Below are 17,074 nucleotides of genomic sequence, written 5' to 3' on the forward strand. Positions count from 1 at the left end.
CCGCCGAAAGCTTCCTGGGCTTCATCGACATCACGTCGATCCGCCTCTGGCTCCGCCATTTGTCAACATGACCTAGAGAGGGGCGGCCCGAGATGAATATCGCTGCAACAGAGTCGCGTGAAACCCGGACGCAGGCCGCGAATGCCCTGCTGGTCATGCGCAACGTCACCAAGGAATACCACGGCGTCCCTGCGATCCGCGACGTCACCTTCACCCTGCGCGAGGGCGAATGCCATGCCCTTTTGGGCGAGAACGGCGCCGGCAAGTCGACGCTGACCAAGATGCTGTCGGGCGTGACCACCCCCACGCGGGGCGAGATCTTCCTGAACGGGCAGAAGGTGACGATCAACTCGCCGATGGATGCGCGGCGGTTGGGCATCGTCATGGTGTTTCAGGAAACCAGCATGGTGCCCTCGATGACCGTGGCGCAGAACCTGTTTCTGGGCGACGAAAAGGCGTTCAACCGGATGCGGCCGCTGAACATCGCGGCGCAGGTCTTTCTGAACTCGCTGAACTTCGACGTCGATCCGCTGGCCATGGTGTCCACCCTCGGCGCCGCCAAGCGCCAGATGGTCGAGATCGCCCGCGCCGTGCGCCAGAACGCCCGCATCATCATTTTCGACGAACCTACCGCCTCGCTGACGCCGGAGGAAAAGGGGCATTTCTTCGCCCTGATCTCGCGGCTGCGGGAACGCGGGATCTCGATCACCTTCATCAGCCACGCGCTGGAAGAGGCGCTGGACATCGCCGACCGCATCACCGTCCTGCGCGACGGGCAGCATGTCGTCACCGACGACGTGGCGAATTTCGACCGCGACCGCATCATCCGCTCGATGGTCGGGCGCGAATTGTCGGGCGAGCTTTACGGCCATGCCGACCGGCAGTTGCGCCAGCGCGGCGAAGAACGGCTGAGCGTCAGCAACCTGTCGATGGGACGGATCGTGCGCAACAGCTCGTTCACCGTCTATGCCGGCCAGATCACCGGCATGTTCGGCCTGATCGGGTCGGGCCGGACCGAGACGGCCAAGATCGTCTCGGGCCTGCTGAAGCGCAACTTCTTCTACGGCGGGCAGGTGCTGCTGGACGGCCGGCCGGTGCGCTACCGCGTGCCGCGCAGCGCCGTCAGGGACGGCATCGTCTATGTGACCGAGGACCGCAAGGTCGAGGGGTTCTTCGAAACCATGTCGATCGGCGACAACTTTCTGGTCAGCAAGCTGGCGGCCACGCGGGGGGCGCCGCTCATCAACCTGGCCGAGGCGCGGACGCTTTACGAATTCTGGAAACAGCGCCTGTCGATCCGGGCGATCAGCGACGCCGCCAAGGTGATCGAACTGTCGGGGGGCAACCAGCAGAAGGTGGTGATCGCCAAGGCGCTGTTGCAGCGGCCCCGGCTGATCATCTTCGACGAACCCACGCGCGGCGTGGACGTGGGCGCCATCGCCGAAATCCACCAGTTCATCAACCAGCTGGCCGATGACGGGATGGCGGTGGTGCTGATCTCTTCCTACCTGCCGGAGATCCTGAACCTGTCCGACCGGATCCTTGTAACCCATGCCGGCCGGGTGGTCGAGGAATTCGACCCGATCGAGGCGACCGAGGAAAGTATCATGTACGCGGCGATCCACTGAGGGCATGGCGCGCCCTGCCGGATTGCCATTCTTTCCCGGCGCCGTCCGGCAGCGTTGAAATCGCGGGCGATCTTCGGTACTGGCGCGGCTTGCGGCAGCAGGAGGCGCGCATGACCACCGATCTGGGCATCGTTCTGGCGCTGCTGCTGGCGACCATCGGGATGTTCGCGCTGAACCGGCCGCGGATGGATGCGGTGGCGCTGATCATGGTCGTGGCGCTGCCCCTTTCCGGCGTGATCGGGGTCGATGCGGCGCTGGCGGGGTTCAGCGACCCCAACGTCATCCTGATCGCCGCGCTGTTCGTGGTGGGCGAGGCGCTGGTGCGCACCGGGGTGGCGCAGCGGGTGGGCGATCTGCTGATGCGTTCCGCCGGTGCGTCCGAGGCGCGGCTGATCGTGCTGCTGATGGTGCTGGTCGCGGGGATCGGCGCGTTCATGAGCTCTACCGGCGTCGTCGCGATCTTCATCCCCATCGTGCTGCGGATCGCGGCCCATTCGGGCATTCCCGCCGGGCGGCTGATGATGCCGCTGTCGGTCGCGGCGCTGATCAGCGGGATGATGACGCTGGTCGCCACCGCGCCGAACCTTGTCATCGACAGCCTGCTGCGGCGCGAGGGGCTGGCGGGTTTCGGCTTTTTCGCCTTCACGCCCTTCGGGGTGCCGGTGCTGGCGCTGGCGATCGGGTGGATGCTGGTCGCGCGCCGCTGGCTGGCGCGCGGGGCGGTGGCGGCGCCGGGCGGGCGGCCGCGGCTGGCCGACTGGATCGACGCCTACGGGCTGGCAGACCGCGAATTCCGTATCCGCATCGGCGCGGGTTCGGCCCTGGCGGGGCGGCGGCTCGACCAGCTGTCGCTGCGCGCGACCGAGGGCGTGAACATCCTCGGGGTCGAACGGCGCGCGGGCTATGGCCAGCGGCTGATCCATCCCGCCGCCGATACCGTGTTGCAGCCGGGGGATGTGCTGTTTCTCGACGTGATCGGCAAGGGCGCGGATGTGGACCGGATCTGCGCCAGCCTCGACCTGACGCGGCTGCCGATGTCGGGGCGGTATTTCAGCGACCATGCGCAGGACATCGGCATGGTGGAACTGATGCTGCCCCCCGACTCGCCGCTGGTGGGGCAAAGCCCGGTGGCGGTGCGGTTCCGGTCCGTCTTCGGGCTCGCCATCGTCGGGATGCGCCGCGACAACCGGCCGGTCGAGGGGCCGGTGGCAGAGGTGCCGATGCGGGTGGGCGACATCCTGCTGGCGGTCGGGCCGTGGAAGGCGATCCGCAACCTGATGCGGCGGCGCGACCTGATCGTGCTGAGCCTGCCGGCGGAACTCGACGAGGTGATCGAGGCCCCGGGCCGCGCCCTGCCGGCGGTGGCGATCCTGGCGGGGGTGGTGGTGCTGATGGTCAGCGGCGTGGTGCCGAACGTTCTGGCGGCGCTGGCGGGCTGTCTGGCTCTTGGCCTCTTCGGCTGCATCGACATGGCGGGGGCCTATCGCGCGATCCACTGGCAGACGCTGGTGCTGATCGTGGGGATGCTGCCCTTTTCCGCCGCGCTGCAGGCCACCGGCGGGGTGGCGCTGGCGGCAGAGGGGATGATGTGGCTGATCGGCACCGCCGGGCCGCGCACGGCGCTGGCGGCGGTGTTCGTGCTGACGGTGGTCATGGGGCTTTTCATCTCCAACACCGCGACGGCTGTGCTGGTGGGGCCGGTGGCGCTGGCGGTCGCGGCGGAACTGGGGGTTTCGCCCTGGCCCTTCGCGATGACGGTGGCGCTGGCGGCATCCTCGGCGTTCCTGACGCCGGTGTCCTCGCCGGTCAACATGCTGGTCGTCGGCCCCGGCAACTACCGTTTCGCCGATTTCCTGCGCGTGGGCCTGCCGCTCGCCGTGATCGTGCTGGTGGTGGCGGTGGCGCTGGTGCCGCTGGTGTTTCCGTTCGGGGCCTAGAAGATCCCGGTCACGTACAGCAGGATGATGACCACGATCGGAACGCCGAGCAGCCAGGCAATGATGCCCTTCATGGGTTTCTCCTTTCGATGCGGCGACATGGCCGCAGGACCGAGTGTGACACCACGGCCCCCTTGGCGCCACCGGCAGCGCGGGCGGTGGCAGATTCCTGCCATGCCGCGCCGCCGCAGGCAAAAATCCGCCGCGGTGCAGCATCGGGGGCGGGGTGTCCTGCGCGGGGCTTGCAAGGGATTGAGGTTGCAGGAAAATTCCTCTTCCTGCGGTTGCATCCGCGGCTTTCGGCGCGGGTTCGTTCGCAGCGTCGCCCGCATCCTTCGTCCGCAGCGCGGGAAAATTTCGCCCCCCGATTGCGCCGCGGCGGGGGCTTCTGCTGGCGTCTTTTCGCGTGATGTAGCATATGTGGACGGGATTTTGATGGCGGAGGGCGGTTTTGCGTATCTTTGGCACGGCTTTGGACGGTGTTGTTGTTTTCGTTCCGCGTCGTTTTGGTGATGCGCGCGGCTATTTTTCCGAAACCTGGTCCCGGCGCGTTCTGGCGGGGCTGGGGGTCGATCTGGACTTCGTGCAGGACAACCAGTCGCTGTCGCGCACGGTGGGGACGGTGCGGGGCCTGCATTTCCAGCGCCCGCCGCATGCGCAGGCCAAGCTGGTGCGCGTGGGGCGCGGGCGGATCCTGGATGTCGCGGTGGATATCCGGGTGGGCTCGCCGACCTATGGCAAATGGGTGGGGGTGGAACTGTCGGCCGAGGACGGGCGGCAGTTGTTGATCCCGGCGGGGTTCCTGCACGGCTTCGTCACGCGCGAACCCGACACCGAAGTGATCTACAAATGCTCCGACTACTACGCGCCCGATTGCGACGGTGCGGTGCGCTTTGACGACCCCGGCATCGGCGTGGACTGGGGGATCGCGCCGGGCGATGCGGTGCTGTCGGACAAGGACCGGGCGGCGCCCCTGCTGCGCGATCTGGACAACCCGTTCCGCTATGCGGGCCCCTTCGCCTATTCCGCGGGGCTGGAGGCGCTGGCATGAAGATCCTGGTGACGGGGGGCGCGGGGTTCATCGGTTCGGCGGTGGTGCGGCTCGCGGTGGCGCGGGGGCACCATGTGGTGAACCTCGACGCGCTGACCTATGCCGCCTGCCTCGACAACGTGGCCTCGGTCGCGGACAGCCCGCTTTACGTTTTCGAACATGCCGACATCCGCGACCGCGCCGCGCTCGACCGTATCTTCGCCGCGCATCGCCCTGATGCGGTGATGCATCTTGCGGCGGAAAGCCATGTGGACAGGTCCATCGACGGGCCCGGCGACTTCATCGAAACGAACATCACCGGCACCTACCAGATGCTGGAGGCCGCGCGCGCACACTGGACCCGCGAGGGCCGGCCCGCAGGGTTCCGTTTCCACCATATCTCGACCGACGAGGTGTTCGGGTCGCTGCCCCCCGACCCGTCGGTCAAGTTCACCGAAGACACGCCCTACGACCCGCGCAGCCCCTATTCGGCGTCGAAGGCGGCCAGCGACCATCTGGTGCGCGCCTGGCACGAAACCTACGGCCTGCCGGTGGTGCTGACCAATTGTTCCAACAACTACGGCCCCTTCCATTTCCCCGAGAAACTGGTGCCCGTGATCATCCTCAACGCGCTGGCGGGCAAGCCGCTGCCGATCTATGGCGACGGCACGAATATCCGCGACTGGCTGTTCGTCGAGGATCACGCCGATGCGCTGCTGCTGGTGGTGGAAAAGGGGCAGGTCGGGCGCAGCTACAACATCGGCGGCGACAACGAGCGCACGAACCTCGAACTGGTGCGCGCCCTCTGCGCGATCCTCGACCGGCTGCGGCCCAAGGCCGGGGGGTCCTATGCCGACCAGATCACCTTCGTGACCGACCGCCCCGGCCATGACGCCCGCTATGCGATCGATGCCGCGCGGATCCGCGCCGAACTGGGCTGGCAGCCCTCGGTCACGGTGGAAGAGGGGCTGGAGCGCACCGTCCGCTGGTATCTCGACAACGCGCCATGGTGGCGCGCGTTGCAGGGGCGCCGGGGCGTGGGCGAACGTCTGGGGGTGAAGGCATGAGCGATCCGCTGCTGTCCTGGGACTATCTCAACGACCGGGGCCGCACGGCGCTGATGGAACGCCATGCCGGCGCGGCGGTGGAAGGCCGGATGCCCTGGGACTGGACGCGGGCGCCCTTCAACCGGGTGGCGCTGGTCAACCGGGTGGTGTGGAACTGGCCCGGCTGCCGCTATCTGGAAATCGGCTGCGACAAGGACGTGCTGTTCCACGCGGTGCCGCTGTCCGAAAAGACCGGGGTGGATCCGGTGCAGGGCGGCAACCGGCGGATGACCTCGGATGCGTTCTTCGCCGGCAACGACCGGCAGTTCGACGTGATCTTCATCGACGGGCTGCACGAATACGACCAGATCCGCCGCGACGTGATCCATGCGCTGGCGGCGCTGGCGCCGGGGGGCTGGATCCTGCTGCACGACCTGCTGCCGCAGGACTGGAAACAGGCGCATGTCCCGCGCTTGCAGGGCGAATGGACCGGCGATGTGTGGAAGGTGGCCTTCGACCTGATGGCGAGCGAGGGGCTCGACTTCCGCATCGTGGCCATCGACCACGGCGTGGGGGTGGTGCGCCGCAAGCCGGGGGCGGGGGATGCGGGGCTTTCCCCGCCCGTGGCGGGCCTGCCCGAGGCGGGGTTCGACTGGTTTCTGGACCGCTGGCGCAGCCTGCCGCTGATCGACTGGCCCCGCGCCCGGGCCTGGATCGCCGCCGCCCACCGCAACGGCCCGGCGGAACCCCCGGAACCGGGCGGGGCCGGGACGGGACTGGCGGCGCCCGGCAAGACCGGAACGGGCGAGGCGGACGGGGACCGCGCATGACACGGCGCCTTTACCTGCATGTGGGCACCCACAAGACGGGCACGACCTCGGTGCAGGCGGTGCTGACGCATCAGGCGGCGGACCTGCGGGCGCGCGGGGTGGAACCGGCGCTCGACGCCCGCGGCCGCGCCAATCTGGCGGGGCTGGCGCATCTGTTCATCCGCCCCGGGTTGCGGACGCCGCGGCGGTTGCAGGATCCCGCAGGCGCGGCCTGGGGCCCCGGGGAACTGGCGGCCTGGCGGCAGGGGGTGCGCGGATCGGCCTGCGCGACCCATCTGATCAGCACCGAGGCTTTCTGCTTTCTGCGCACCCCGGCCGAGGCTGCGGCCCTGTGCACGGAACTGGGCGGAGTGTTCGACGAGATCCGCCCGATCCTCGTGTTGCGGCAGGAAGCGGCCTGGCGGCAATCCTGGCTGGCGCAGTTGCAGCGGATGGGGCTGTCCGAACGGATCGCGGCAGAGCCCGAGGCCAGCCGGATCACCGCCGCCTGGTATTTCGACCGCGAGGCGATCCGCAGTTTCTGGGAGGGGATCGGCCCCACCGCCTGTATCGACTACGATGCCGAAATGGCGGCGCAGGGGACGATCCTGCCGGCGGTGCTGCGCGCGGCGGGGCTGGCGGATCTGCAACCCGCCTGCGGCTGGTGGCTGAACCCGTCCGAGGGCGGGCCGACAAGACCGGCCGGAAGGACGACGAAAAGGATGGCGCAATGAAGCTTCTGGTATTCGGCCGCACGGGGCAGGTGGCGACGGAACTGGCGCGGCGGTTGCCCGTGGGCTGGCAGGCCGATTTCCTGGGCCGCGACCGGGCGGATCTGGCCGACCCCGCGGCCTGCGCGGCGGCGGTCATGGCGGCGGAGGCCGATGCGGTGATCAACGCCGCCGCCTGGACGGCGGTGGACAAGGCCGAGACAGAGGAAGCCGCGGCGACCCTGGTCAACGGCGCCGCCCCCGCCGCGATGGCGCGGGCGGCGGCGGCGCGGGGGATCCCGTTCCTGCATGTGTCGACCGATTACGTTTTCGACGGCACGGGCGACCGGCCCTGGCGGCCCGGGGATCCGACCGGCCCGCTCGGCGCCTATGGCCGGTCCAAGCTGGCCGGCGAGGACGGCGTGCGCGCCGCGGGCGGGGCGCATGCGATCCTGCGCACCTCGTGGGTGGTGTCGGCGCATGGGGCGAATTTCGTCAAGACCATGCTGCGCGTCGGGCGCGAACGCGGGGCGCTGAACGTGGTGGCCGATCAGGTGGGCGGGCCGACCCCGGCCGCGGCCATCGCCGATGCGCTGCTGGCCATCGCCGCGGCCTTCCATGCGGGGCGGGGCGTGACCGGCACCTTCCATTTCGCGGGCGCCCCCGATACCAGCTGGGCCGGTTTCGCGCGCGCGATCTTCGCGCAGGCGGGGCTGGAGGTCGCGGTGACGGATATCGCCACCGCCGACTACCCGACCCCCGCCCGCCGCCCGGCCAATTCGCGGCTGGACTGCGCGGCGCTGACCGAAGCCTATGGCATCGCCCGGCCCGACTGGCGCGCGGGCCTCGCCGACATCCTGCACGACCTGGGAGAGAAAGCATGACCCCCACCCCCGCTTCCGCGCATGGCGCCGGCCGCATTTCGGGCCGCAAGGGGATCATCCTGGCCGGGGGTTCCGGCACGCGGCTCTATCCGATCACCATGGGGCTGTCGAAACAGCTTCTGCCGGTCTACGACAAGCCGATGATCTACTATCCGCTCAGCGCGCTGATGCTGGCCGGCATCCGCGAGATCGCGGTCATCACCACGCCCGAGGATCAGGCCCAGTTCCAGCGGCTTCTGGGCGACGGGGCCGAACTTGGCCTGCGTCTGTCCTATATCCCCCAGCCCTCGCCCGACGGGCTGGCGCAGGCCTATCTGCTGGCAGAGGATTTTCTCGCCGGTGCGCCTTCTGCGATGGTTCTGGGCGACAACATCTTCTTCGGCCACGGCCTGCCGCAACTGCTGGCCGAGGCCGATGCGCAGGCCCTGGGCGGCACGGTTTTCGGCTATCACGTGTCGGATCCCGAACGCTATGGCGTGGTGGAATTCGACGCCGAGGGCCGGGTGCGGTCCATCGTGGAAAAACCCGCCCGCCCGGCCTCGAACTATGCCGTGACGGGGCTTTATTTCCTCGACGGCACGGCGCCCGCCAAGGCGCGGCAGGTCCAGCCCTCGGCGCGGGGGGAACTGGAAATCACCACGCTGCTGGAAATGTATCTTGGCGAGGGCACGCTGGCGGTGAAACGGATGGGCCGGGGCTATGCCTGGCTCGACACCGGCACCCATGCCAGCCTGCTGGATGCGGGGAATTTCGTCCGCACCCTCGAACAGCGGCAGGGCATGCAGGTCGGCTGCCCCGAGGAAATCGCCCTGCAACAGGGATGGATCACGGCCGAGGCCCTGAAGGCGCGCGCGAGGATGTTCGCGAAGAACGAATACGGCAGATACCTCAACGCGCTGATGGGATGATGGGAAGGCCGCCCCGATGACCCGGTTGCCCGAAGCCCCGCCGCAGGCCGACACCCCCGAGGTGGTGATCCTGCTCGCGCTCTACAACGGGGCGCGGCATCTGGGGGCGCAACTGGAAAGCTTCTGCGCGCAGACCCATGCGCGCTGGTCGCTTCTGGTCAGCGACGATGGCTCGGACGACGACGGGCCCCGGATGATCCGCGACTTCGCCGCCGGACAGGCCGGGCGGCGCCATGTGCAACTGATCGAGGGGCCGCGCAGCGGCTTTGCCCAGAACTTCCTGCACCTGCTGCGCGTGGCCGGGCCCCTGCCGGGGATCGTCGCGCTGTCGGATCAGGACGACGTGTGGTTGCCCGAAAAGCTGGCCCGCGGCGTGGCGGCGCTGGCGGCGGTGCCCGAGGGCGTGCCCGCGCTCTATTGCAGCCACTGGTATATCTGCAACGCCGATCTCAGCCGCCGCCTGATGCGCCGCCCGTTCCGCCGCCCGCCGTCCTTCGCCAATGCGCTGGTGCAGAACATGGCCAGCGGCAATTCCATCATGCTCAACCGCGCGGCGCTGGATCTGGTGCAGCAGGCCAGCCGGGAAAGCGCGGGCATCTTCTGCCATGACTGGTGGATCTACCAGATGGTCGCCGGGGCAGGGGGGCGGGTGATCTACGACCCGGCGCCGCAGGTCCTCTACCGCCAGCACGGCGGGAACATGATCGGCGCGAACCATACGCCGCTGGCGGGGCTGGTGCGGCTGCGCATGGTGCTCAAGGGGCGGTACCGCGAATGGAACGCGCGCAATGTCACGGCGCTGATGGCCTCGCGCCAGCGGCTGACGCCGGAAAACCTGGCCCGGCTGACCGATTTCGCCCGCGCGCGCAGCGCGGGCCCGGCCGAACGCTGGCGGCTTCTGCGCCGCGCCGGGGTCTACCGGCAGCAGATGGCGGGCAATCTCGCCTTCTGGATCGCCGCCGTGCTGGGCCGGATCTGACCCGGCGCCGCGATGGACAATGCCGGCGCGCTCGCATAAACAAACCCGGTTGATTTGGGTTCGCAAGGACAGAACAGTATGCTGAAGATTTTCCAGCGCATCCACATGGCGATGCTCTATCCGTTTGCGTTCACGGTCGTGTTTCTGCAATCGACGCGGGCTTGGTACAAGGCACTCGGAAAGAAGCCGAAAATCCATTTCGAGGCAGAGTATGCCGGCCAGCGCATCATGCTGCTGGCGCTTTACGAAAAGGGCGTGCTGCGGCCCGACGTGATCCGCCTGCTACAGGCCGCCCGGGCTGCGGGGCTATACGTGCTGGCGGTCAACACGCTGAAACTGCGCGACCCCGAAAGCCTGCGGGGGCTGGCCGACTGCTATATCGAGCGTCCGAACTTCGGCCGCGATTTCGGCAGCTACAAGACCGGCTTCCTGCATCTGGCGAAACGCGGCTGGGACAAGACCTGCCCGCGGCTTCTGATGCTCAACGACAGCATCTATTTCTCGGAAGACCGCCTGCCGAAGTTCATCGACGACATGATGGGGTCGGACATCGAGGTTCTGGGCAGCACCGAGAACTACGAGATCGAATATCACCTCGGGTCCTTCTGCATCGCCATGGCTGGGTCGATCCTGCGGAATGCCCTGTTCCGCAAATACTGGCGCCAATACCGGCTGACCGACGTTCGCCCGCTGGTGATCCTGCGCGGCGAGATGCGGCTGTCGCGCACGCTCAAGCGGTGCGTGTCGGCGCCATCGGAGTTCTCGGCGCTTTACGGCACTTCGCGCTTCCTGACGGCGTTGCGCAACGACCCTTCCCTTGCGGATTTTACCATCCGCAACCGGCGGACCTCGGATCTAACCGGCTGGAAACGGCTGTCGCCGGAGTTCATCTATAAATTCGTCCAGGACCGCTTTTTCATGCCGGTCTATGGGACGCGCGATCTGGAAGTCTCGATCGAAAGCCAGCTCGAAGAGCTGAACCAGAACGTCTACGTCAACGGGGTCGAGGATTTTCGGAACCTGCTGGAACGGCACTTGGTCGAAGGCTCGACCATGGAGACCGAAAAGCTCCATTCGCTGACGGTCGCGCTGCTGACCGAAATCTTCATGGACGGCAGCCAGATCCACCAGAACCCCACGGTGCTGCTGAAACTGGGGCTGCCGATCGTCAAGCTGGACGGGCTTTACCGGGGCATGTTCAACATCTTCGACATCGAGAACATCGTCCGCCAGATGACCCCGGCCGAGCGCGAGGAACTGCAACGCCTGCTGCTGGAACGGCCCTATGGCGGCACTACGCTGATCGGCTGGAAACGCGCGGCCTTCATGCGCGGGCTGATCTGACCGGGCCCGCAACCCTGCAAGAGTTGCGCCGGGGGGCAAACCGAAATAGACTTGAAGAAAGGGTCGCACAGCCCGACCTTCGCAAAGCAGGATAGTTTCATGAGCATTCAGACAGTCTGGCTGCATGTCGGCCACGGCAAGACGGGCAGCAGTTTTATCCAGTCGGCACTGGCCGCTTCTGTCCCGGTACTCGACGCGGTGGGGCTGCATTATCCCATTTACCGCCGTATTTACGACCGTGCTCGCGCGGGACATGTCAGCAGCGGTAACATGGCGCCCGAGGCGGGCGCGTTGCGGAACCTGCTGGATCGTGTGCCGACCCCGGCGGGTACTACGGACATCCTGTTGTCGAACGAGGGCTTGTTTCATGCGCTGTTCCGCAAGGAAAGGCTGATCGACGAGGTCAGAGAGGCCTTCCCCGGCGCGAAGATCAAGATGTTGCTGTTCATCCGCGACCCGATGGACCACATGATCTCCAGCTACCACCAGGCGGTGAAACGTTCGGGCTTCCTCGACAGTCTCGATACCTACAGCGAGAACTATTCGATCCCGAGCGCGGTTGTCGGTTTTCTCGACGCCGCTGCCGCAGAAGGGATAGAGTTGACGGTGCACAACTATTCGCGCCATGCGGACGCGCTTTTGCCGCTGGTCGAAAAATGGCTTGGACTTGCGCCGGACGCGCTGGTGCGCCCACCCGTGGAACGGGTGAATCGGTCCATGACCAATGCGGAACTGGAACTCCAGCGCGCCTTCACGCGCCATCTGGGCAAGGAATCGTCGCGCTTCATCAGTGATCCGCTATGCGACAGGCTGCCCGATGTGGATTCGGAAACCCCGGGGATGTCTTCCGAGGGGCTGAAGCGGTTCCTCGACAGGATCGGTACGCTTCTGTCCGAGTTAAATGGAAAGGTGCCTGCCGACGAAGCCTATCGTATCGGCACCGAGGCCGATTATGCCGACATGCTCGCGGTGGGGAGGGAGGATTCGATGAATCTCTTTTCCAACGCGCAACTGGAGGTTCTGGCAGAGGCGATTGGCGCCCATATCAAGGCGCTTCAGGATCAGCTGACGATGCGGAGTCCGCGGCATTCGGATGCAACGGAGATCAAGAGTGCGTCGGCCGCACCTGCCGAGATGACCAAGAAGGAACGCCAGGAACGCCAGCGCCAGCGCAGCCTGCGCATGGCGGCCAAGACGGAGCGGGAACGCAAGAAGGCGGAACGCGAAACCGCCAAGGCGGAGCGGGACGACCAGCGTTCGCCGCGGGGGCAGAGCAGCCCCGCCGCCTGAAACGGCGGCGCGCAGCGATGGATGCAAAAACGGGGGCCCTGTGGCCCCCGTTTCCATTTCCGCGCCTGGATGGAGGGCGGGGGCCGCCCACGCCAAGGGATCAGTCCTTGTTGCCTGTCAGCTTCCTGATCCTGCTTTGCAGCCTGTCCACCTGATCCTGCAAGGAAAAGATCATTTGCAGCAGCATCTGGTCCACGACCCAGGGGCTGGCATCGACCGGCTTCTGTGGCTTGGTGCCCAAGGCGAACCCGGGTTGGCCCTTGCGTTCCAGCACGGCATTGATCTCTTCCATGTCGCGGCGGTTGCGGCGCAGGACCTCGGCCAGTTCGGCATCGGTGGGCAGCATCTTGTCGATCGGGGGCAGGCGCGAGGGCTCGTCAATATCGACGCCGGTCTTGCGCATGGCGCGCTGGAACTTGTCGGGCAGCACCGGATCGACACTTTGCGAGTTGTAATAGGCCCACAGCGCCAGCACCTCGGGCGAGGGGGTTTCATAGACCCGCTGCGGCGCAATGCCTTCGGCCCCGATCTGGGTCAGGAAATCGGCAGAGACATCGCCGATCACGTCGAAATTGCGCAGGTTGAAATTCTTGCCGAACTGGGCTTCCCAGACGTCGACCGCCGGCGCGAAATGCAGAGAGCGCGAACGGACCCACTCCGCGAACGGCTTGACCGGGCCGGCATAGGTCTTGTGCTTGATGCCCCATTGCGCATAGGCGCTTTTCGCCCAGTGGTCGTGCCGGCGCACATAGCAGATGATACGGATGCCGACCCCGGTTTCCTCCAGCAGCTTGAGCGCATGGACCGCGGTCGCATTTTGCTGGAACAGGGCCTCGTTGCTCCAGACCGCGCGGGGGATGCCTTTGCTGGCCAGAAGCGTCATCTCGTCCCGAAGGACCTCGAACAGCTCCTTGTGGCGCCGTTCCAACTGGTCGGCCGCGAGAAGCAGGTTCACTTCCGACGGGGCCTGCCATTCATAGCGCGGGTTCTCGCTGCGTTCGAGAGCGTAACCCAAATAGCGGATGCCCTGATGGTCGAGCGCCTCGGAATTGTCGCCAAGCGTTTTCTGGATGGAGGACGTGCCGGTCTTTCCGTTGCCGATATGCACGATCAGTTCAGATTGCATGCCGCCTTACCTGTATCCGGGGCTTGGGTGCCCCGGTGTTGCTGGGTTAAACGAGGGCCAGATGCGCCGCCGCGCAATCCTCGTGCGAAAGCGGCGGGCTGATCCCCTGATGCAACCTATCCCATTGCACTGTATCTGCTGCAACCGATTTCATCGTCTGGCCCCAGGCATGGGCATTGCCCACGTCCACATGTCGCCCGTTGACACCATTCACCACCTTTTCGGCCATGCCGCCGATGTCGGATGCGATCACCGGGCGGCCGTGGGCAAACGCCTCCTGGATCACGAGGGGCGAGTTTTCCCACCAGATCGAGGGCACCACCACCCAGTCGATGTTGCGCAGCCGGTCGGTCATCTGGCGCGGCTCGTAGGGGCCGATCCAGTAGAGCGTGCGTTCGGCCTCCAGTGGCGCGCGCAGGGCGTTGATGCGGTCCTGGAAGTCCTGGGTCTGCACGTCGAGGTTCGCGCCGTGGATTTCCAGCACGATCCCCTTGCGTTCGGTGCGCGTCATGCCCGCAAGGCCGCGCAGCAGGATCTCGATCCCCTTGAACTGGTTGATCTGGCCGAAATAGGCGAACCGGTTGCGCGTCTCGCCGGGGGCCAGCGGGCGGGGGGGCAGGGGGTCGCGCCGGGGCTGGCCGTTCTCGATCGTCACGATCCGTTCGGGCGCGAGGCCCCAGTCGATATACCGCTGGCGCAGGAAATCCGAGGGTGCGACGAACTGGTCCACCAGATCGAAATACTTGACGAAGAAATGCCGCCGCAGCCAGAAATCCTCGGGCGTCTTGTCGGGAAAGCACTGGTGGCAATCGTCGTAGCCCGAGGCATAGCACAGCCGGTTGGTGCCGGTTTTCACCATCTGGCCGGAATTGGCGCAGATCGCGATATATTCGTGCAGCGTCATCACCAGCTTGATCGAGGGGTCGATCTTCTTGATGATGCGCAGGAATTCCAGCCCCATGAACACATAGTGGTGGACATGCACCACGGTGGGTTTCAGCGTCTGGATCAGTTCGGTGAAATAGCCGTGCAGTTCGAACTGGTTGAGCGCCTTCATCTCGTGAAAGCTGCGCATGCCCTGTTCCCACAGGAATTCGTTTTCCCGCCGGTGGACGATGCGCCCGCTCGGCCCGCGGCCGCGTTCGGCGCGGGCAAGGAACCATGTCGCCTCCACCCCCGGGGCGGCGCTGTAGGCCCTGTGCAGGTTGTAGGCGGCCAGTTCCCCGCCGCCCTTGGAAAAGTCGGGGTGGCCATGCGCGATGGTCAGGATGCGATGTGCGGTCATGTCTCGGGCGGCCTTCATTGCTGCGGCGCGGCGCCGTCGGCGCCGAGGTATTTGCGCCACCGGACCTGGTGGCGGGCGGCGTTGGTCAGCGTCACGCGCAGGCGGAAACTGTCCTCGCCGAGCAGGCGGAAGGATTGCCGTTCCAGATGCACCAGCTGCGCCTCCGGCAGGTAGGCGACGGCCAGCCCCGCATCGCGCAGCGCGAGGCAGAGATCCGAATCCTCGTAGTCGCCGATCACATAGCCGGTGTCCCAGCCCCCGATCCGGTCCAGCGTCGCGCGCGTGATCAGCACGCAGGCCCCGGTGATCAGCGGCGTGCGCACCGGGCCGGTGTTGTCGTCCATGGCCGGGTCGAAGCCCATGCGGGGATGGTGGTTGATCCAGATCCCCAGATGTTCGTGCCAGCGGTTGACCATGCCGGCATGCTGGATCCCGCCGTCGGCAAAGACCAGCCGGGGCCCGACGGCGCCGATGTCGGGTTCGTCGTCCAGCACGCGGACCAGCTTTTGCAGCCAGCCCGGCCCGGCCGGAAAGACATCGCTGTTCATGAACAGCATGTAGTCGCCCCGCGCCACCCTGGCGCCCAGGTTGTTCGCGCCCGAAAAGCCGCGGTTCACCTGACCCCAGATCCAGCGGAAGGGCATGCCGTAGATCTTGAACAACTCGTCCGCCTGACTGCGGAAGGGCTCCACCAGCCGGGGATCGTCGATGACATAGATCAACTCGGCGTTGCGGCGCAGCCAGGGATCGTCGATGAATTCCAGCAACTGGTGTTCCACGAAATCCGTCCGGCCATAGAGCGGGATGATGATGGACACCAGCGGCGCATCGGGCAGTTCGCCCTGATCCACCGACAGGATGTCATAGCGGTCCCACTGCGCCTGTTGCAGCGCCAGTGCCCGCGACAGGATCGGCACGTCGAAGAATTCCGCGCGCTTGACCAGATCGGTCATCGGCGTCTCGATGGTGGCGAGGCGCTTGCAGATCTCTTTCACGTCGGACACCAGCGGCGATGCCGCCATCCGCGCCAGCGGCCAGGCGCCCTCCTGCGAAACTGCCCAGATGGCCAGCACATTGCCCGGGCGCGCCTCGGGCAGATGGGCGAAGAAGCCGACATGGGCGTCGGTTGCCGGAATGTCGGGGAACGCGGTCAGCACGTCCAGCCGGTAGCGGCGATACCCGCCGTGGAGCGTCTGCACATGGCCCTGATCGTCCTCGAGCCAGACATGCACGTCGGGCGCATGCAGCACCCAGCCGCTGGCCATGCCGCCCACCTCGTCCGCAGTGGCGCAGGCGATGTCGAAATGCGCCCGCGCCCGCGACGGCGGGGCGCCGCGCACCGGCGGGATCGCGGCGCGCAGCGATTTCCAGATCGGCGAGCCGGGAGGTTCGGAGGTGAAGATATCCAAAAGCCGGTCGGCGATCACGCCAAAGGCGAAGCTGTTGAAGGGCAGCTTGTTGGGCCGCAGCGTGTCGCTCCGCTCTGGGTCCATCCCCGGGACGGTCCAGGTCAGTTCCACCGGGTCGTCCGGGCCCGCCCGCCCGATCAGCACGAAGCCGGTGGTGTCCGGGTCGAGCGGTTCCTCGTCGTCGGCCAATGCGTAGGACTTGACGACATCGGGCCGTTCCATCGGGAAGGCTTCGGTCCTGATCGCCACGCCGTTCGAGGCGAGCCCCGGCACCAGCCCCGGCATCGTGCACCAGCCGACCGCGACCAGCAGCGTATCGCAACGGTAGAAGTAATCGAGCTTGAAATGCCGCAACGCGCCCGTGTCGGGCAGAGCAAAGACCAGGGGGGCCTGGGCCGGATCGGGGCGCGGCGGCGGTTCGTCGGCTTCTTGCGATTCGCTTGCGGGCGGGATCTCCGGCGCTGCTTGCGGTTCCGGCTCGATCTCCGGCCCGGGTTCGTCGGCGTCGGGGGGAGGCACCGTTTCAGTAACTTCGACCTGGAAGAGCGTAAGGTCGTGCCGGGACTCAGGGGGATGCTCGGTATCGCGATTCTTCCACCCGCGGAACAGGTCAGGTGCCTTCATAGGTCACGTCCATATCTTTATCACTGGCCGCCGGGGCGGCATCATTCGTCAGAAAATGGCTTTCG

At 66.7% G+C, this 17,074-nt stretch carries 15 protein-coding genes; 11 read left to right on the forward strand and 4 right to left on the reverse strand.

The annotated features are described in order from the left end of the window. Positions 1 to 92: 92 nt before the first annotated feature. The gene (locus RGD00_RS17580; RefSeq protein ID WP_310458581.1) at positions 93 to 1,628 is read left to right on the forward strand and encodes a sugar ABC transporter ATP-binding protein; all 1,536 of its coding nucleotides are present in this window, start codon (positions 93 to 95) and stop codon (positions 1,626 to 1,628) included. A 110-nt stretch (positions 1,629 to 1,738) separates the two neighbouring features. Continuing rightward, positions 1,739 to 3,565: an SLC13 family permease gene (locus RGD00_RS17585; RefSeq protein ID WP_310458582.1), complete on the forward strand. Its 1,827-nt coding sequence runs from the start codon at positions 1,739 to 1,741 to the stop codon at positions 3,563 to 3,565. Here RGD00_RS17585 and RGD00_RS17590 read toward each other — a convergent pair. After that, complete coding sequence (locus RGD00_RS17590; protein WP_310458583.1) at positions 3,562 to 3,897, reverse strand: hypothetical protein; 336 nt, start codon at positions 3,895 to 3,897, stop codon at positions 3,562 to 3,564. The genes RGD00_RS17585 and RGD00_RS17590 overlap by 4 nt on opposite strands. 119 nt (positions 3,898 to 4,016) lie before the next feature. Here RGD00_RS17590 and rfbC point away from each other — a divergent pair, with 119 nt between their 5' ends. The 9 genes from rfbC to RGD00_RS17635 all read left to right on the forward strand — a co-directional run bounded on the left by rfbC (position 4,017) and on the right by RGD00_RS17635 (position 12,565). Further along, entirely contained in the window at positions 4,017 to 4,616 is a 600-nt protein-coding gene (gene rfbC, locus RGD00_RS17595; RefSeq protein WP_310458584.1) for a dTDP-4-dehydrorhamnose 3,5-epimerase, read from the forward strand. Beyond that, entirely contained in the window at positions 4,613 to 5,662 is a 1,050-nt protein-coding gene (gene rfbB / locus RGD00_RS17600; protein WP_310458585.1) for a dTDP-glucose 4,6-dehydratase, read from the forward strand. Before rfbC ends, rfbB begins: the two co-directional genes overlap by 4 nt. Then, complete coding sequence (locus RGD00_RS17605; protein WP_310458586.1) at positions 5,659 to 6,471, forward strand: class I SAM-dependent methyltransferase; 813 nt, start codon at positions 5,659 to 5,661, stop codon at positions 6,469 to 6,471. The genes rfbB and RGD00_RS17605 overlap by 4 nt, the downstream gene beginning before the upstream one ends. Next, the gene (locus RGD00_RS17610; RefSeq protein ID WP_310458587.1) at positions 6,468 to 7,184 is read left to right on the forward strand and encodes a hypothetical protein; all 717 of its coding nucleotides are present in this window, start codon (positions 6,468 to 6,470) and stop codon (positions 7,182 to 7,184) included. The genes RGD00_RS17605 and RGD00_RS17610 overlap by 4 nt, the downstream gene beginning before the upstream one ends. Then, complete coding sequence (gene rfbD, locus RGD00_RS17615) at positions 7,181 to 8,044, forward strand: dTDP-4-dehydrorhamnose reductase (RefSeq protein WP_310458588.1); 864 nt, start codon at positions 7,181 to 7,183, stop codon at positions 8,042 to 8,044. The genes RGD00_RS17610 and rfbD overlap by 4 nt, the downstream gene beginning before the upstream one ends. Further along, on the forward strand, positions 8,041 to 8,952 hold the full coding sequence (gene rfbA, locus RGD00_RS17620; RefSeq protein WP_310458589.1) for a glucose-1-phosphate thymidylyltransferase RfbA: 912 nt from the start codon (positions 8,041 to 8,043) through the stop codon (positions 8,950 to 8,952). Before rfbD ends, rfbA begins: the two co-directional genes overlap by 4 nt. A 16-nt stretch (positions 8,953 to 8,968) precedes the next feature. Further along, a complete protein-coding gene (locus RGD00_RS17625) occupies positions 8,969 to 9,931 on the forward strand; it encodes a glycosyltransferase (protein ID WP_310458590.1) in 963 nt (320 codons plus the stop codon). Positions 9,932 to 10,009: 78 nt separating this feature from the next. After that, on the forward strand, positions 10,010 to 11,275 hold the full coding sequence (locus RGD00_RS17630) for a rhamnan synthesis F family protein (protein ID WP_310458591.1): 1,266 nt from the start codon (positions 10,010 to 10,012) through the stop codon (positions 11,273 to 11,275). A gap of 51 nt (positions 11,276 to 11,326) precedes the next feature. Further along, on the forward strand, positions 11,327 to 12,565 hold the full coding sequence (locus RGD00_RS17635) for a hypothetical protein (protein WP_310458592.1): 1,239 nt from the start codon (positions 11,327 to 11,329) through the stop codon (positions 12,563 to 12,565). 100 nt (positions 12,566 to 12,665) lie between these two features. Here RGD00_RS17635 and RGD00_RS17640 read toward each other — a convergent pair whose 3' ends face one another. From RGD00_RS17640 to RGD00_RS17650, 3 genes are read right to left on the reverse strand one after another with little or no spacing between them, the layout of a single operon-like run. Beyond that, positions 12,666 to 13,691, reverse strand: a complete 1,026-nt coding sequence (locus RGD00_RS17640) for a hypothetical protein (RefSeq protein WP_310458593.1) — start codon at positions 13,689 to 13,691, stop codon at positions 12,666 to 12,668. Positions 13,692 to 13,737: 46 nt separating this feature from the next. After that, a complete protein-coding gene (locus tag RGD00_RS17645; RefSeq protein WP_310458594.1) occupies positions 13,738 to 14,976 on the reverse strand; it encodes a glycosyltransferase family 4 protein in 1,239 nt (412 codons plus the stop codon). A 14-nt stretch (positions 14,977 to 14,990) separates the two neighbouring features. Then, the gene (locus tag RGD00_RS17650) at positions 14,991 to 17,009 is read right to left on the reverse strand and encodes a glycosyltransferase (RefSeq protein WP_310458595.1); all 2,019 of its coding nucleotides are present in this window, start codon (positions 17,007 to 17,009) and stop codon (positions 14,991 to 14,993) included. Positions 17,010 to 17,074: the final 65 nt, after the last annotated feature.

This window comes from Ruixingdingia sedimenti (assembly GCF_031432425.1).
GTDB lineage: Bacteria > Pseudomonadota > Alphaproteobacteria > Rhodobacterales > Rhodobacteraceae > Ruixingdingia > Ruixingdingia sedimenti.

Bases quoted from the DNA above. Each gene is read 5' to 3' on its own strand.
- RGD00_RS17630 (WP_310458591.1), top strand. From the start codon at position 10,010: ATGCTGAAGATTTTCCAGCGCATCCACATGGCGATGCTCTATCCGTTT.
- RGD00_RS17645 (WP_310458594.1), bottom strand. From the start codon at position 14,976: ATGACCGCACATCGCATCCTGACCATCGCGCATGGCCACCCCGACTTT.
- rfbA (WP_310458589.1), top strand. From the start codon at position 8,041: ATGACCCCCACCCCCGCTTCCGCGCATGGCGCCGGCCGCATTTCGGGC.
- rfbD (WP_310458588.1), top strand. From the start codon at position 7,181: ATGAAGCTTCTGGTATTCGGCCGCACGGGGCAGGTGGCGACGGAACTG.
- rfbB (WP_310458585.1), top strand. From the start codon at position 4,613: ATGAAGATCCTGGTGACGGGGGGCGCGGGGTTCATCGGTTCGGCGGTG.
- RGD00_RS17650 (WP_310458595.1), bottom strand. From the start codon at position 17,009: ATGAAGGCACCTGACCTGTTCCGCGGGTGGAAGAATCGCGATACCGAG.
- RGD00_RS17590 (WP_310458583.1), bottom strand. From the start codon at position 3,897: ATGCGGGCGACGCTGCGAACGAACCCGCGCCGAAAGCCGCGGATGCAA.
- RGD00_RS17610 (WP_310458587.1), top strand. From the start codon at position 6,468: ATGACACGGCGCCTTTACCTGCATGTGGGCACCCACAAGACGGGCACG.
- RGD00_RS17585 (WP_310458582.1), top strand. From the start codon at position 1,739: ATGACCACCGATCTGGGCATCGTTCTGGCGCTGCTGCTGGCGACCATC.
- RGD00_RS17640 (WP_310458593.1), bottom strand. From the start codon at position 13,691: ATGCAATCTGAACTGATCGTGCATATCGGCAACGGAAAGACCGGCACG.
- RGD00_RS17580 (WP_310458581.1), top strand. From the start codon at position 93: ATGAATATCGCTGCAACAGAGTCGCGTGAAACCCGGACGCAGGCCGCG.
- RGD00_RS17625 (WP_310458590.1), top strand. From the start codon at position 8,969: ATGACCCGGTTGCCCGAAGCCCCGCCGCAGGCCGACACCCCCGAGGTG.
- RGD00_RS17605 (WP_310458586.1), top strand. From the start codon at position 5,659: ATGAGCGATCCGCTGCTGTCCTGGGACTATCTCAACGACCGGGGCCGC.